The organism is Massilia suwonensis (genome assembly GCF_042655665.1).
GTDB lineage: Bacteria > Pseudomonadota > Gammaproteobacteria > Burkholderiales > Burkholderiaceae_D > Telluria > Telluria suwonensis.
This window is the reverse complement of record NZ_JBHSMR010000013.1, coordinates 2,542,421-2,555,960: the sequence shown is the minus strand read 5'-3', so window position 1 is coordinate 2,555,960 and position 13,540 is coordinate 2,542,421. Positions and strand designations below refer to the sequence as shown.

Genomic DNA, 13,540 nt, shown 5'->3' with positions numbered 1-13,540 from the left:
AGATTGCTCGTATGATGGTCTCAGTGCGCTCACGACAAGGTAGACACCATGCGCCCCATCGTCATCGTTCCAGCATGCACGCGTGATTTCGGCGAACATCCGTATCACGCGGCCCAGCACAAGTATGTCGACGCCATCGTCCTTGGCGCCGACTGCGCGCCCATGATCCTGCCGTCCCTCGGCAAGTCGCTGGATCTGGAGACGATGCTGCAGCTGTGCGATGGCATCATGCTGACCGGTTCGGCGTCGAACGTTCACCCCAGCTATTACTCCGAAGAGGTGCTCGACCCTTCGCTGCCGCAAGACCCGGCGCGCGACGAAACGACCTTGCCGCTGATCCGGGCGGCGGTCGGACGGGGCATCCCGATCATTGCGATCTGCCGCGGTTTCCAGGAGATGAACGTGGCCCTGGGTGGCTCGCTGCACCAGGCGGTGCAACTGGTCGAAGGCAAATTCGACCACCGCGAAAACCCCGAACTCGGCATGGACGAGCAATACGGCGACGCCCACAAGATCACGCTGGTCCAGGGCGGCATGCTGCACGGTATCGTCGGCGCTGACGAAATCCCCGTCAATTCGCTGCACGGGCAGGGCGTCAACGAACTGGCGCCGGGCCTGGTGGTCGAAGCGACCGCCGAAGACGGCCTGGTGGAAGCCTTCTCGGTCGGCGCCGCGCCCGGCTTCACGCTGGCGGTGCAATGGCACCCGGAATGGCGCATCACGCACAATCCGTATTCCATGAAGATGTTCGGCGCCTTCGGCCAGGCCTGCCGCGACTACCGCGCCAAAAAGCAGGGACGATCATGAGTGCCGCCGCGCAGTGGGAAATGCGCTGGGTGGCGCGCGCCGTTCCCTAGCTTGCCTCGTTCTCTCCCCACGTGCGGGACGCGCGTCGCGTCCTTGCGACTTCGAACAACAGAGAGGCAATGATGGCAATCCGCGAGAACTTTTCTTACACCGACATGGACGAGTGGCTCAATGCCAAGCGCGTCACCGAAATCGAATGCCTGGTCCCCGACCTGACCGGCGTTGCCCGCGGCAAGATCCTGCCCCGGGTTAAGTTCACCGAAGAGCGCGGCATGCGCCTGCCGGAAGCCGTGCTCGGCATGACCGTCACCGGCAATTCGCCGGTCGGCGACGAGGCCTACGACAAGGCCATTTCCAGCACCGACCGCGACATGATTTTAAAGGCCGACCCGACCACCATCACGATGGTGCCGTGGGCCGTCGATCCGACCGCGCAGGTGATCCACGACTGCTACTTCGCCGACGGCGAGCTGGTCGACTTCGCGCCGCGCTCGGTGCTGCGCCGCGTGCTGAAACTATATGCGGAGAAGGGCTGGAAGCCGCTGGTCGCGCCCGAGCTCGAGTTTTATCTGACCGCGAAAAACATCGACCCGGACCTGCCGCTGGCCGCGCCGATCGGCCGCAGCGGCCGCGCCGAAACCAGCCGCCAGGTCTACAGCATCGACGCCGTCAACGAATTCGATCCCCTGTTCGAGGACATCTACGATTACTGCGACCTGATGAACCTCGACGTCGACACCCTGATCCACGAAATCGGCGCCGGCCAGATGGAAATCAATTTCCAGCACGGCGACCCGCTGGGCCTGGCCGACAAGGTGTTCTACTTTAAACGCACCCTGCGCGAAGCGGCCCTGAAGCACGATATGTACGCCACCTTCATGGCCAAGCCGATGGCGGGCGAGCCGGGCTCGGCGATGCACGTGCACCAGAGCGTGGTCGACGTGAAAACCGGGCGCAACATCTTCAGCGGCGAGGACGGCAATGAATCGAAGCTGTTCCACCAGTACATCGGCGGCCTGCAGCGCTATATGCCGTCGGCGATGGCGATCGTCGCGCCCTACGTGAACTCCTACCGCCGCATCGTGCGCCACACGGCCGCGCCGATCAACCTGCAGTGGGGCATCGACAACCGCACCGTCGGTTTCCGTGTACCGGTCTCCGGCGCCCAGGACCGCCGCATCGAAAACCGCATCATCGGCGCCGACGCCAACCCCTACCTGGCCCTGGCTGTGACCCTGGCCTGCGGCTACCTCGGCATGGTCGACGCGCTCGAGCCGACCCCGATCGTCGAGGGCAGCGCCTACAAAATGCCGGTCGAACTGCCGCAAGGCTTGCCGGAAGCCCTGAACCTGGTGCGTAACGAAACGCGCCTGCGCGAAGTGCTGGGCGACCGTTTCATCGATGTCTATTCCGCGATCAAGGAACTCGAGCACCAGGAGTTCATGACCGTGATCAGTCCATGGGAGCGCGAACACCTGCTATTGCACGTCTGACCAAACCAGGGTTTTTTAAACTAAAAGAGGTGCCATCATGGCAACCGACGAAACGGCGGTGCTTGCCGCCAGTCTGCACGCTTCGCGCGCGGTCGAAACATTCGACACGCGCGCCATCCAGGACCTCGACGCGGCGCATTTCCTGCACCCGTTCACCGATCACGCGGCGCTGCGAAGTCGCGGCGCGCGCGTCATCGTGCGCGGGCAGGGCGTCTATTTGTGGGATTCCGAAGGGCACCAGCTGATCGACGGCATGTCGGGCCTATGGTGCGTGAACGCGGGTTACGGCCGTACGTCGATCTCGCAGGCGGTCTACCGCCAGATGGAAACGCTGCCCTTCTATAACAGTTTTTTCAACACCACCAACGTCCCGGCCGTGCACCTGGCGGCCGAACTGGTGGCCCTGGCGCCGCCGCAGTTCAGCCACGTGTTCTTCACCGGCTCCGGCTCGGAAGCGAACGACACCATTGTCCGCATGGTGCGGCGCTACTGGGACATCCTCGGCCAGCCCGACCGGCAAGTCATCATCAGCCGCCACAACGCCTACCACGGCAGCACCATGGCCGGAGCTTCGCTGGGCGGCATGGCCGGCATGCATGCCCAGGGCGGGCTGCCGATTCCGGGCATCCGCCACATCGGCCAGCCGCACTACGCCGAACACGGCCAGGGCCTGAGCGAGAACGCCTTCGGCCTGGTGGCGGCCGGCTGGCTGGAAGACGAGATCCTGGCCGCCGGACCGGACAAGGTCGCGGCCTTCATCGGCGAGCCGGTGCAGGGCGCCGGCGGCGTCATCATCCCGCCGCCGACCTACTGGCCGGAAGTGCAGCGCATCTGCGACAAGTACGGCATCCTCTTAGTCGCCGACGAGGTCATCTGCGGCTTCGGGCGGCTCGGCACCTGGTTCGGCTCGGAACTGATGGGCATGCGGCCCGACCTGATCAGTTTTGCCAAGGGCGTCACCTCCGGCTACGTGCCGCTCGGCGGCGTATTGGTGGGCAAGCGCGTGGCGCAGGCGCTGGTCGAGCAGGGCGGCGATTTCAATCACGGCTTTACCTATTCCGGCCACCCGGTCGCCTGCGCGGCGGCGCTGGAAAACCTGCGCATCCTGCGCGAGGAACGCCTCGTGGAAAAGGTGGCGCTGGAGACGGGGCCGCATCTGAAGGCCGCGTTCGCCGAGCTGGCGACGCATCCGCTGGTCGGTCATGCCGAGAGTTGCGGCATGGTGGCGGGGCTGAACCTGGTGCGCGAGAAGGGGGCGAGCGTGCACGACTGCGTGCGCTTCGATCCTGCGCTGCACGTTGGCATGGTGTGCCGCGGCTACATGTTCGACAACGGGGTGATCATGCGCGCGGTCGGCGACCGGATGATCGTCGCGCCGCCGCTGGTGATGACCAAGGCGGAGATCGACGAGATGGCGCTGCGGATTTGGGACTGCCTGGACCTGACGCTGGCCGACGTGCGGTCACGCGGCTGGATGTGACACGTAGGGTGGGCGCCCCGTGCCCACCAAGAGCATGCGCCGCGTTAGCGCATCGTTTTGGTGGGCACGGGGCGCCCACCCTACGTTTACGCGTTCACCTGGATATGCTTCGGCGCTTCGGTGCGGTTCTTGAGCACCTGCGGCGCCAGCGAACCGACGAACATGCCCGCAAACGCCGCCAGCAAGCCGGCCAGCTGGCCCGGGAAAGCTTCGCCCAGCGAAGAAATCTGCGGGAAGAACAGGATCCACACGAACAGGCCCGCAGCGATCGAGAAGATCGCGCCCTGGGTCGTCGCGCGCTTCCAGTACAGGCCCATGACCAGCGGCACGAAGGCGGCGACCAGGGTCACCTGGTAGGCCGAGGACACCAGCTCATAGATCGACGTACCCTCCATTGCGATCGCATAAGCCAGCACCAGTGCGGCGAAGATCACGATGGTCATGCGCATCGCGAACAGCTGCTGCTTGTCGTTCATGCCCGGGCGCAGGTTCTTGAGGATGTTTTCCGTAAAGCTGGTCGATGGCGCCAGCAGCGTGGCCGACGAAGTGCTCTTGATGGCCGAGAGCAGGGCGCCGAAGAACAGGATCTGCATGATGAGCGGCATTTTCGTCATCACGAAAGTCGGCAGCAGGCGCTGGTAGTCGTTCTTGGCGATGTCCATCGCATTGTCGCCCATCACCACGACCGCGGCGGCGACGATGAACATCGGCACGAAACCGAACAGGATGTAGCTGGCGCCGCCGATCACCGCGCCGGTGCGCGCGGTCGGGGCGTCCTTGGCCGACATGACGCGCTGGAACACGTCCTGCTGCGGGATACTGCCAAACATCATCGTGATGGCCGCGCCGAAGAAGAAGATGATGTCGGTAAAAGTCGGCTCCGGCCACAGGCGCCACAGATCGGCCTGCTGCGCCATGCCGAGCACGCGGTCGGCGCCGCCGGCGAGGTCGGCCGCGAAGAAGGCGATGATCGACATGCCGATCACCAGCACGATCATCTGGATGAAGTCGGTCAGCGCGACGGCCAGGAAGCCGCCGACCACGACGTAGATCAGCACCGCCAGGGTACCGATCACCATGCCCACGGCCGGGGCCATCGCGCCATTGGTCAGCACCGAGAACACCAAGCCCAGCGCCGTGATCTGCGCCGCCACCCAGCCCAGGTAGCTGAGGATGATGGCGACCGAGCAGAACACCTCGATGCCCTTGCCGTAGCGCTGGCGGTAATAGTCGCCGATGGTCAGCAGGTTCAGCTTATAGAGTTTGGTGGCAAAGAACAGGCCGACCAGGATCAGGCAGGTGCCGGCGCCGAACGGGTCCTCGATGACGGCGTTCAGGCCGCCCTGCACGAATTTCGCCGGCACGCCCATCACGGTCTCGGCGCCGAACCAGGTGGCGAAAGTCGTCGTAATCACCATGATCAAGGGCAGGCTACGGCCGGCCACGGCGAAGTCGCTGGTATTCTTGATGCGCGTACCCGCCCACACTCCCAGCGCGAGCGTGCCCAGCAAATAGATCACGACACAGGTAATCAAGGTGTAGTTCATGTTGATGACAGCTCCGGCGGAGTGAAAAATGTTCGGGCGGAAAATCGGCGATTATAGCGGCAGAACTTCGTCGTTGGATGAGGTCTGCATCGTTTTCCTCGTGTTTTTACTGTCATAGGAAGGAACACTGGCATGCCAACAACATCCTGGCACGAACGCGCCGCCGCCCTGCGGATCGACGCCCGCGCTTTCATCGATGGCGAACGCGTGGACGCCCGTTCCGGCGCGCGTTTCGATTGTCTCTCTCCGGTCGACGGCCGCAAGCTGGCCGAAGTGGCGCGCTGCGACGGGCTTGACGTCGACGCGGCCGTCACCAGTGCCCGCGCCGCCTTCGAAGACCGGCGCTGGGCCGGCAAGGCGCCGGGCGAGCGCAAGAAGATCCTGGTCCGCTTCGCCGACCTGATGCTCGAACACCGCGACGAGCTGGCGCTGCTGGAAACCCTCGACATGGGCAAACCGATCCGCTACAGCCGCAGCGTCGACGTCCAGCTGGCCCAGAACTGCATCCGCTGGTACGGCGAGGCGATCGACAAGGTCTACGACCAGGTCGCGCCCACCGCCGAGGACAGCCTGGCCCTGATCACGCGCGAGCCGGTCGGCGTGGTGGCGGCCATCATCCCCTGGAATTACCCGATGCTGATGGCGGCCTGGAAGATCGGCCCGGCGCTGGCCACCGGCAACAGCCTGGTGCTGAAACCCTCGGAAAAGGCGCCCCTGAGTTCGCTGCGGCTGGCCGAGCTGGCGCTGGAGGCGGGCGTGCCGCCGGGCGTGTTCAATGTCCTGCCCGGGTTCGGCCAGGAAGCGGGCCGCGCGCTCGGGCTGCACATGGACGTCGACTGCATCGCCTTTACCGGTTCCACCCGCACCGGCAAGGACATCGTGCAGATGGCGGGTCAGTCGAACCTGAAGCGCGCCTGGACGGAACTGGGCGGCAAGTCGGCGAACATCGTCTGCGCCGATTGCCCCGACCTCGACGCGGCAGTAAGCGCCGCCATCGGCTCGATCTATTTCAACCAGGGAGAAAGCTGCAACGCGCCTTCGCGCCTGTTCGTGGAGGCGTCGATCAAGGATGCCTTCCTCGACAAAGCCCTGACAATGATCCCGGACTTCGCGCCCGGCGACCCGCTCGATGAGGCTACTGTCATGGGTGCGATCGTCGACCCGATCCAGATGAAAACCGTGCTCGGCTATATCGAATCGGGCAAGGCGGATGGGGCACGCCTGCTGGCCGGCGGCAAGGCGGCGCGGGTGGAAAGTGGCGGGCTGTACATCGAACCGACCCTGTTCGACGGCGTCGACGCATCGATGCGCATTGCGCGCGAGGAAATCTTCGGTCCGGTACTTTCCGTGCTGTCGTTCACCGAGCTCGACGAAGCGGTGCGCCAGGCCAATGCCACGCCCTATGGCCTGGCGGCGGCGGTCTGGACGAGCGATATCGGCAAGGCGATCCGCACCTCGAGGGAGCTGCGCGCCGGCACGGTCCACGTCAACCAGTACGACAACGACGACATCACCGTGCCCTTCGGCGGGTATAAACAGTCGGGCAACGGGCGCGACAAGTCGCTGCACGCCTTCGACAAGTACACGGAACTGAAGACCACCTGGATCCAGGTTAGCTAAGAGCGCTGGCGCCCCGGCGCCGGCCGCCGTGCTACATTGGCCGGTCCGGAACCGCCGGGGAGTCCAGATGAGTGCTGCACCGCTTGACGCCATGCGCGAATTCCTGCGCGAGCACAATATCCACGAAGTCGAGTGCGTCATCACCGACATGACGGGGATCGCGCGCGGCAAGATCCTGCCGAAGGATCTGTTCCTCGACGGCGAGCACATGCGCTTGCCGAAGAGTGTCCTGCTCAATACCGTCAACGGCGAGCAGCCAAACAATCTGCCCTACGTCGGCGCGACCGACCCGGACATGGTCTGCGTGCCCGATGCGGCGACGATGCGCGTCGTGCCCTGGGCGTCGGAGTCGGTGGCGCTGGTGATCCACGACTGCATGAATTTCGACGGCACCCCGGTCGAGCTGGCGCCGCGCGCCGTCTTGCGCCGCGTGCTCGATTTGTATGCGGCGCGCGGCTGGAAGCCGGTGGTGGCGCCCGAAATGGAGTTTTATCTGGTCGCGAGGAACGTCGACCCGAACGTGCCGCTGATGCCGCCGATGGGCCGCAGCGGCATGACGGAACTCGGCCGCCAGTCCTATTCGATCGACGCCGTCAACGATTTCGATCCCTTCTTTCTCGAGCTCTCGAGTTTTTGTAAAACCCACGACCTGGGCGTGGAAACCCTGATCCACGAAGCCGGTGCCGGGCAAATGGAAATCAATTTCGCTCACGGCGACGCGCTGGAGCTGGCCGACCGCGTTTTCCTGTTCAAGCGCGCCGTGCGCGAGACGGCGCTACGCCACGGCATCTTCGCCACCTTCATGGCCAAGCCCATGGAAACCGAACCGGGCAGCGCCATGCACGTGCACCAAAGCGTGGTCGATGCCGCCAGCGGCCGGAACATTTTTACGCAGCCCGATGGCGAACCGAGCCAGCTATTCTTCCATTTCATCGGCGGACTGGAAAAATACGTGCCCTCGGCCTTATTGATGTTCGCGCCGCACGTGAATTCCTACCGCCGCCTTTCTCGCTTCCAGTCGGCGCCGACCAATGTGCGCTGGGGCTACGACAACCGCACCTGCGGCATCCGCGTGCCGAACTCGTCGCCGGAAAACCGGCGCGTCGAGAACCGCGTGCCGGGCGTGGACGTGAATCCCTATCTGGCCATGGCGGCCACGCTCAGCTGCGGCTACCTCGGCATGATCGAGGGGATCGCGCCGGCCGAGCCGACCTTCGATAGTGCCGAGCACATCCACGACGACCTGCCGCGCAACCTGGAAGACGCGATTTTAAGGATGCGCCAGTGCCCGCCGCTGTCGAACATGCTGGGGGAGCTGTTCGTGCAGGCGTTTTGCGAGGTGAAAGAACTGGAATTTGCGACCTTCAGCCGGGTGATCAGTTCGTGGGAACGAGAACACCTGATGCTGCTAGTGTAAGCCACTAGCAGTTGCGCACCGTAGGGTGGACTCCCGAGTCCACGCGTTACGCACGGTCGAGCAGTTGAAACGTGGCCGCGAGTCCGCAGGCGCTGCACCGCGTGGGCACGGAGTGCCCACCCTACGGGTAGTTTTGCAGCACCGTATAACCGCCACCATTCCCCGGCTTCGATTCGACCAGCGCATAGCCATCGATCTTCCAGATCAGCGGCTCGGCCTCGGACGGTACGACGGCATGATTCGCACGCCGCGCCAGCGTCACGTGCGGCTTGTAGCTGCGCGCTTCGGGCTGCAAGCCGAGCGCGACCAGGGCCGAAGACAAGTTCGCGTGCAGCTCGAGCAGCTCGGGCGGCTGCTCGTGCGGTTCCAGCACGGCCACGCCATGCGGCCACAGTTTCGGTACGCCGATCGACAGCGTGAACGGCGTAAACGGCACTACAAAACCGCGCTGCAGTTCCGCTACGCGCGCGCTCGGCACTTCGCCCAGGAAATGCAAGGTCAGGTGCAGTTTATCCGTGTGCACCGGCGTGGCGCCGCGCGGCCAGTCCCAGGCATCGCGCCGCTCGCGCAAGGCGTGGCGGATCGCCGGATCCGGCCACAGCGCTAGAAACAATCGGGTGCTTGGAACGTCCATTGTCTCTATTTTAGAAACAATGCTCCTGTGCCGGGAAGCTGCCGTCCTTCACCCCGGACACGTAGGCGCGCACGGCACCCTCGATGCTGGCCTGGCCTTCCATAAAATTCTTCACGAACTTCGCCTTATGGCCTGGGAACACGCCCAGCATGTCGTGCATGACCAGTACCTGGCCCGAGCAGTCGGGGCCGGCGCCGATGCCAATGGTCGGCACCTGCAGCAGTTCGGTGGTTTGCTTGCCCAGCGCGGCCGGGACGGCTTCCAGCAGCACGATGGCGGCGCCGGCGGCCTGCAGGGCCAGCGCGTCGTTTTTGAGGCGCTCGGCGCCTTCATCCGTCTTGCCCTGCACCTTGAAGCCGCCCAGCGCGTGCACGAACTGCGGGGTCAAACCGATGTGGGCGCAGACCGGGATGCCGCGCTCGGCGAGGAAGGAGACGGTCTCGGCCAACCAGGCGCCGCCCTCGATCTTGACCATCTGGGCGCCGGCGCGCATCAGTGCCGCCGAGCTCTCGAAAGCCATTTCCTTGGTGGCGTAGCTGCCGAAGGGCAGGTCGGCCACCAGCAGGGCGTTCTTGTTGCCGCGCGCGACCGAGGCGGTGTGGTAGACCATGTCGGCCAGGGTCACCGGCAGTGTCGAGTTGTGGCCGGCGCAGACCATGCCGAGCGAGTCGCCGACCAGCAGGATGTCGACGCCGCAGCGGTCCATGAGCGAAGCGAAGCTGGCGTCGTAGCAGGTCAGCATGGCGATCTTGTTGCCGGCTGCACGCATTGCCTGCAGTGCCGGAATCGTGACGGCTTTCGCCACCGGTTTGGCCGGCGCAGGGGTGTCGCCGCCCGTCATTTCCTTGCCCTGCAAATAAGCGCTCATGCTGATCCTTTTGAAAACAAATAAATTCGACGGCGTAGTGTAATCCCGCGGCAAAAAACCTGCCGAAGGATGCAATTTTTAGCTGCGGAAGATGAAGTACACGGCCCCGACCAGGCATAGCGCCGCCCAGACGTAATCCAGCTTGAACGGCTGGTTCATGTAGAACATGGCGAAGGGCACGAACACGGTCAGCGTGATCGCTTCCTGCATGATCTTCAGTTGCGCCAGGCTGTATTGCGTGGCGCCGATGCGGTTGGCCGGTACCTGCAGCAGGTATTCGAACAGGGCGATGCCCCAGCTGATCAGGGCGGCAATGTACCAGGCCCGGTTGTTCAGGCTTTTCAGGTGCCCGTACCAGGCGAAGGTCATGAAGATGTTCGACAGCACGAGCAGGCCCGCGGTCTGGAAGAAAACGGGGATCTGCATGCTAGTGGAGGCCTTCGATGGCCTGGTCGGCCACGTTCGGTAAAAAGTCGGCGGCACGGCCGCGGCCCGGAATCACGGTGTCGGGCGCGATTTCCAGCAGCGGCGCCAGCACGAACGCGCGCTCGTGCATGCGCGGGTGGGGTACCGTCAGGGCCGGCGTGTGGATGACCTCGTCGCCATACAGCAGCAGGTCGAGGTCCAGCGTGCGCGGCGCATTGCGGTAGGGCCGTTCGCGACCGTGCGCCGTCTCGATGGCGTGCAGCGTCGCCAGCAGCACGTGGGCGTCCAGATCGGTGTCGAGCAGGGCCACGGCATTGATGTAGTCGTCGCCCGAGGAGTCGATCGGCGCCGTACGCCACAGGCTGGAGGCGGCGACCAGGCGGCAGCCGGGCTGGCGTTTCAATCGCACCAAGGCGTCGGCGACATTGCCGCGCGCGTCGCCCAGGTTGGCGCCGATGCCGATCAGGGCGATCATTCCTCGCCCGCGCCCGCGGCGGAACTGGCTGGGGCAGCGCTGGCGCCTTCGCCGCCGCCGCTGCGGTTGCGCGAACGGCGCGGCGCGCGTTTTTTCTTCTCGCCGCTCGGAGCCGGACGGTTCGCCTGGGTCACCAGGCGCTCGCGCTCGCCCGCCTCGGCATCGTAGAAGGCGGTCCACCACTCGCCGATTTCCTTGTCCAGCTCGCCGGATTCGCAGCGCAGCAGCAGGAAGTCGTAGCCGGCGCGGAAGCGCGGATTTTCCAGCAATTTATACGGGGCGCGACCAGCGCGGCGCTCGAAGCGCGGCTGCATGGCCCAGATGTCACGCATGTCGGTAGCGATGCGGCGCTGCAGGGCCAGGTTGTCCGTCTGCGTTTCCAGCACGTCGTCGGCGGCCAGGTGCAGGGCCGGGATCGGCGACTCGCCTGCGGCCCGGTAGGCCGTCCACTTTTCCAGCACCTGGTGCCACAGCAGCGAAGCGAACAGGAAGCCCGGCGACACCCCCTTGCCGGCTTTTACGCGCGCGTCGGTCGATTCGAGGGCCAGGGTCACGAACTTCATCCCGATCGGCTGCTCCAGCACGACGTCGAGCAGGGGCAGCAGGCCGTGGTGCAGGCCTGCCGAACGCAGTTCCTTCAGGCAGGCCAGCGCATGGCCCGATAGCAGCAACTTCAGCATCTCGTCGAACACGCGCGCGGCCGGCACGTTGTCGATCAAGGGCGCCATCACGGGAATCGGCGCGCGCGTGGTCGGCTCGATCGTAAAACCGAGCTTGGCGGCGAAGCGCACCACGCGCAGCATGCGCACCGGGTCTTCGCGGTAGCGTGCTTCCGGCATGCCGATGATGCGCAGGGTCTTTTCGCGGATGTCGGCGATGCCGCCGTGGTAGTCCAGCACGGTTTGCGTGGCCGGATCGTAGTACATCGCGTTGATGGTGAAGTCGCGCCGCGCGGCATCCTCGTGCTGCGGTCCAAAGTTATTGTCGCGCAGGACGCGGCCGTGCTCGTCCTTCGGCGCGTTGGCGCTGCCGGCGCCGCGGAAGGTCGTCACTTCCAGCAGCTCCTGGCCGAACATCACGTGCACGATCTGGAAGCGGCGCCCGATGATGAAGGCGCGGCGGAACAGTTTTTTGACCTGCTCGGGCGTGGCGTCGGTGGCGATGTCGAAGTCTTTCGGCTTCACGCCCAGCAGCAGGTCGCGCACGGCGCCGCCGACGACAAAGGCCTTGAAGCCGTTTTCCTGCAGGGTCTGCGTCAGGCGGATCGCGTTCGGCGACACCAGTTTGGGGTCGATGCCGTGCTCTTCCGGCCCGAGGATGTGGGCCTGGGTCGGATCGCGCTCGTCTTTCACGCCAAGGATTTTACGAATGAATTTTTTAATCATTGAACAGATGGAGTAAAGGCCAGCCCTGGGCGTGTGCATGGCTGGCGAGCGCGGCGCTCGGGTTGGTGGCGACCGGATGCGACACCACGGACAGCAGGGGAATGTCGTTGTGCGAATCGCTGTAGAAGTAGGAGCGCTCGAAGCTGCCGAACGGGCGCCCCAGCTCCTCCAGCCAGGCGTGCATGTGCACGACCTTGCCCGGGCCCGAGGTCGGGGTGCCGGCCAGTTTGCCGGTCAGGCGGCCGTCGGCATCGTATTCCGGCATCGCCGCGATATGGTGCTCGACGCCGAAGATGCGGGCGATCGGCGCGGTGATGTAGTGGTTGGTGGCGGTGATGATCGCCACCAGGTCGCCGGCGTCCAGGTGGCGCTGCACCAGCGCGCGCGCTGGCGGGCGGATCGCCGGTTCGATCACTTCCTCGAGGTAGCGCGCATACAGTTCGTCGAGCGCTTCCGGTGCGAAGCCGGCCAGGGTGCCGAGCGCGAATTCGAGGTATTCGACCGGGTCGAGCACGCCTTGCTGGTACTGGGCGAAAAATTCTTCGTTGCGGCGCTGGTAAGCAACGCCATCGACGGCACCGACACGCACCAGGAACTGGCCCCATTCGAAGTCCGAATCGATCGGGAGCAGGGTATGGTCGAGGTCAAACAGGGCAAGGTTCATTCTTTGGTTTCCGACTGCGCGGCATCGGCCGGCTGGGACAGCAGCAGGTCGCGCAGCAGGGGCAGCGTGACCGGACGCTGGGTTTCGAGCGAATACTGGTCGAGCGCGTCCAGCATCGTGGCGAGCGAGCGCATGTCGCGTTTGAAATGGGACAGCAAATAGGGTAACACGCTGGCCGACAGCGTCAGGCCGCGCGCCTCGGCCGCCTGGGTCAGCGCGGCGATCTTCTGGTCGTCCGACAGGCCGTGGATCAGGTAAATGAGGCCCCATCCCATGCGCGTGCGCAGGTCTTCGCGCACCGGCAGCACGGCCGGCGGCACCGGGCCGGTCGAAACCATGTAGGCGCCGTGCTCGCGGATCTGGTTGAACAGGGCAAACGCATCGATCTGGGCCGCGGCCGACAGGCGGTCGCAGTCGTCGAGCAGGTACAGCGACACCTCCGGCGAATACACGAAGTCGCTGCCCGGCGCATCGGCGGCGATGTAGCGCGAGTTCGGGGTGGCGGCCAGGGCTTGCAGCAGGTGGGTCTTGCCGGCGCCGGTATCTCCCCACAGGTAGGCGAAATGCTCGCGCGATGCACGCTGCGCGAACTGGTGCATCAGGTGCGCCAGCTCGGCATTTTCCCCGACCTGGAAGGTATCGAGGCTGTGCGCCGGCTCGGCGCCTAGATCGAGCACCAGCTGTTTCATGGCGTTCGTTTCATCCTGGAAGTGTCATACGCATG

General features: G+C 64.9%; 13 protein-coding genes. 5 read left to right on the top strand and 8 right to left on the bottom strand.

Annotated elements, in window-relative coordinates:
• Nucleotides 1–48 precede the first annotated feature (48 nt).
• The 3 genes from ACFPQ5_RS19595 to ACFPQ5_RS19585 all read left to right on the top strand — a co-directional run bounded on the left by ACFPQ5_RS19595 (nt 49) and on the right by ACFPQ5_RS19585 (nt 3,780).
• Nucleotides 49–807, top strand: coding sequence for a gamma-glutamyl-gamma-aminobutyrate hydrolase family protein (locus ACFPQ5_RS19595; RefSeq protein ID WP_379759675.1), 759 nt, complete (start codon nt 49–51; stop codon nt 805–807).
• Between the two features lie 122 nt (nt 808–929).
• A complete protein-coding gene (locus tag ACFPQ5_RS19590; protein ID WP_379760169.1) occupies nt 930–2,300 on the top strand; it encodes a glutamine synthetase family protein in 1,371 nt (456 codons plus the stop codon).
• A gap of 37 nt (nt 2,301–2,337) precedes the next feature.
• Nucleotides 2,338–3,780 (top strand): aspartate aminotransferase family protein, encoded by a 1,443-nt coding sequence (locus ACFPQ5_RS19585; protein WP_379759672.1) that lies wholly within the window; start codon nt 2,338–2,340, stop codon nt 3,778–3,780.
• Nucleotides 3,781–3,866: 86 nt separating this feature from the next.
• Here ACFPQ5_RS19585 and ACFPQ5_RS19580 read toward each other — a convergent pair whose 3' ends face one another.
• Nucleotides 3,867–5,327: a high affinity choline transporter 1 gene (locus ACFPQ5_RS19580; RefSeq protein ID WP_379759669.1), complete on the bottom strand. Its 1,461-nt coding sequence runs from the start codon at nt 5,325–5,327 to the stop codon at nt 3,867–3,869.
• Between the two features lie 132 nt (nt 5,328–5,459).
• Here ACFPQ5_RS19580 and ACFPQ5_RS19575 point away from each other — a divergent pair, with 132 nt between their 5' ends.
• Both ACFPQ5_RS19575 and ACFPQ5_RS19570 read left to right on the top strand, forming a co-directional pair.
• Nucleotides 5,460–6,947, top strand: a complete 1,488-nt coding sequence (locus ACFPQ5_RS19575) for an aldehyde dehydrogenase (RefSeq protein ID WP_379759666.1) — start codon at nt 5,460–5,462, stop codon at nt 6,945–6,947.
• A 67-nt stretch (nt 6,948–7,014) separates the two neighbouring features.
• Complete coding sequence (locus ACFPQ5_RS19570) at nt 7,015–8,364, top strand: glutamine synthetase family protein (RefSeq protein ID WP_379759663.1); 1,350 nt, start codon at nt 7,015–7,017, stop codon at nt 8,362–8,364.
• A 121-nt stretch (nt 8,365–8,485) separates the two neighbouring features.
• Here ACFPQ5_RS19570 and thpR read toward each other — a convergent pair whose 3' ends face one another.
• The 7 genes from thpR to hda all read right to left on the bottom strand — a co-directional run bounded on the left by thpR (nt 8,486) and on the right by hda (nt 13,505).
• On the bottom strand, nt 8,486–8,998 hold the full coding sequence (thpR, locus tag ACFPQ5_RS19565; RefSeq protein WP_379759660.1) for an RNA 2',3'-cyclic phosphodiesterase: 513 nt from the start codon (nt 8,996–8,998) through the stop codon (nt 8,486–8,488).
• A 10-nt stretch (nt 8,999–9,008) separates the two neighbouring features.
• On the bottom strand, nt 9,009–9,866 hold the full coding sequence (panB, locus tag ACFPQ5_RS19560; protein WP_379759655.1) for a 3-methyl-2-oxobutanoate hydroxymethyltransferase: 858 nt from the start codon (nt 9,864–9,866) through the stop codon (nt 9,009–9,011).
• Nucleotides 9,867–9,944: 78 nt separating this feature from the next.
• On the bottom strand, nt 9,945–10,292 hold the full coding sequence (locus ACFPQ5_RS19555; RefSeq protein ID WP_136220979.1) for a DMT family protein: 348 nt from the start codon (nt 10,290–10,292) through the stop codon (nt 9,945–9,947).
• A gap of 1 nt (nt 10,293) precedes the next feature.
• On the bottom strand, nt 10,294–10,767 hold the full coding sequence (gene folK, locus ACFPQ5_RS19550; protein ID WP_379759651.1) for a 2-amino-4-hydroxy-6-hydroxymethyldihydropteridine diphosphokinase: 474 nt from the start codon (nt 10,765–10,767) through the stop codon (nt 10,294–10,296).
• Entirely contained in the window at nt 10,764–12,152 is a 1,389-nt protein-coding gene (gene pcnB / locus ACFPQ5_RS19545; protein ID WP_379759648.1) for a polynucleotide adenylyltransferase PcnB, read from the bottom strand. Before pcnB ends, folK begins: the two co-directional genes overlap by 4 nt.
• Entirely contained in the window at nt 12,145–12,816 is a 672-nt protein-coding gene (locus ACFPQ5_RS19540; protein ID WP_379759645.1) for an HAD family hydrolase, read from the bottom strand. The genes pcnB and ACFPQ5_RS19540 overlap by 8 nt, the downstream gene beginning before the upstream one ends.
• Entirely contained in the window at nt 12,813–13,505 is a 693-nt protein-coding gene (gene hda / locus ACFPQ5_RS19535) for a DnaA regulatory inactivator Hda (protein ID WP_379759642.1), read from the bottom strand. The genes ACFPQ5_RS19540 and hda overlap by 4 nt, the downstream gene beginning before the upstream one ends.
• Nucleotides 13,506–13,540 lie beyond the last annotated feature (35 nt).

Coding starts and splice junctions, on each gene's coding strand:
- thpR (WP_379759660.1), bottom strand. CDS start 8,998: ATGGACGTTCCAAGCACCCGATTGTTTCTAGCGCTGTGGCCGGATCCG.
- ACFPQ5_RS19575 (WP_379759666.1), top strand. CDS start 5,460: ATGCCAACAACATCCTGGCACGAACGCGCCGCCGCCCTGCGGATCGAC.
- ACFPQ5_RS19595 (WP_379759675.1), top strand. CDS start 49: ATGCGCCCCATCGTCATCGTTCCAGCATGCACGCGTGATTTCGGCGAA.
- hda (WP_379759642.1), bottom strand. CDS start 13,505: ATGAAACAGCTGGTGCTCGATCTAGGCGCCGAGCCGGCGCACAGCCTC.
- panB (WP_379759655.1), bottom strand. CDS start 9,866: ATGAGCGCTTATTTGCAGGGCAAGGAAATGACGGGCGGCGACACCCCT.
- pcnB (WP_379759648.1), bottom strand. CDS start 12,152: ATGATTAAAAAATTCATTCGTAAAATCCTTGGCGTGAAAGACGAGCGC.
- folK (WP_379759651.1), bottom strand. CDS start 10,767: ATGATCGCCCTGATCGGCATCGGCGCCAACCTGGGCGACGCGCGCGGC.
- ACFPQ5_RS19590 (WP_379760169.1), top strand. CDS start 930: ATGGCAATCCGCGAGAACTTTTCTTACACCGACATGGACGAGTGGCTC.
- ACFPQ5_RS19580 (WP_379759669.1), bottom strand. CDS start 5,327: ATGAACTACACCTTGATTACCTGTGTCGTGATCTATTTGCTGGGCACG.
- ACFPQ5_RS19585 (WP_379759672.1), top strand. CDS start 2,338: ATGGCAACCGACGAAACGGCGGTGCTTGCCGCCAGTCTGCACGCTTCG.
- ACFPQ5_RS19540 (WP_379759645.1), bottom strand. CDS start 12,816: ATGAACCTTGCCCTGTTTGACCTCGACCATACCCTGCTCCCGATCGAT.
- ACFPQ5_RS19570 (WP_379759663.1), top strand. CDS start 7,015: ATGAGTGCTGCACCGCTTGACGCCATGCGCGAATTCCTGCGCGAGCAC.
- ACFPQ5_RS19555 (WP_136220979.1), bottom strand. CDS start 10,292: ATGCAGATCCCCGTTTTCTTCCAGACCGCGGGCCTGCTCGTGCTGTCG.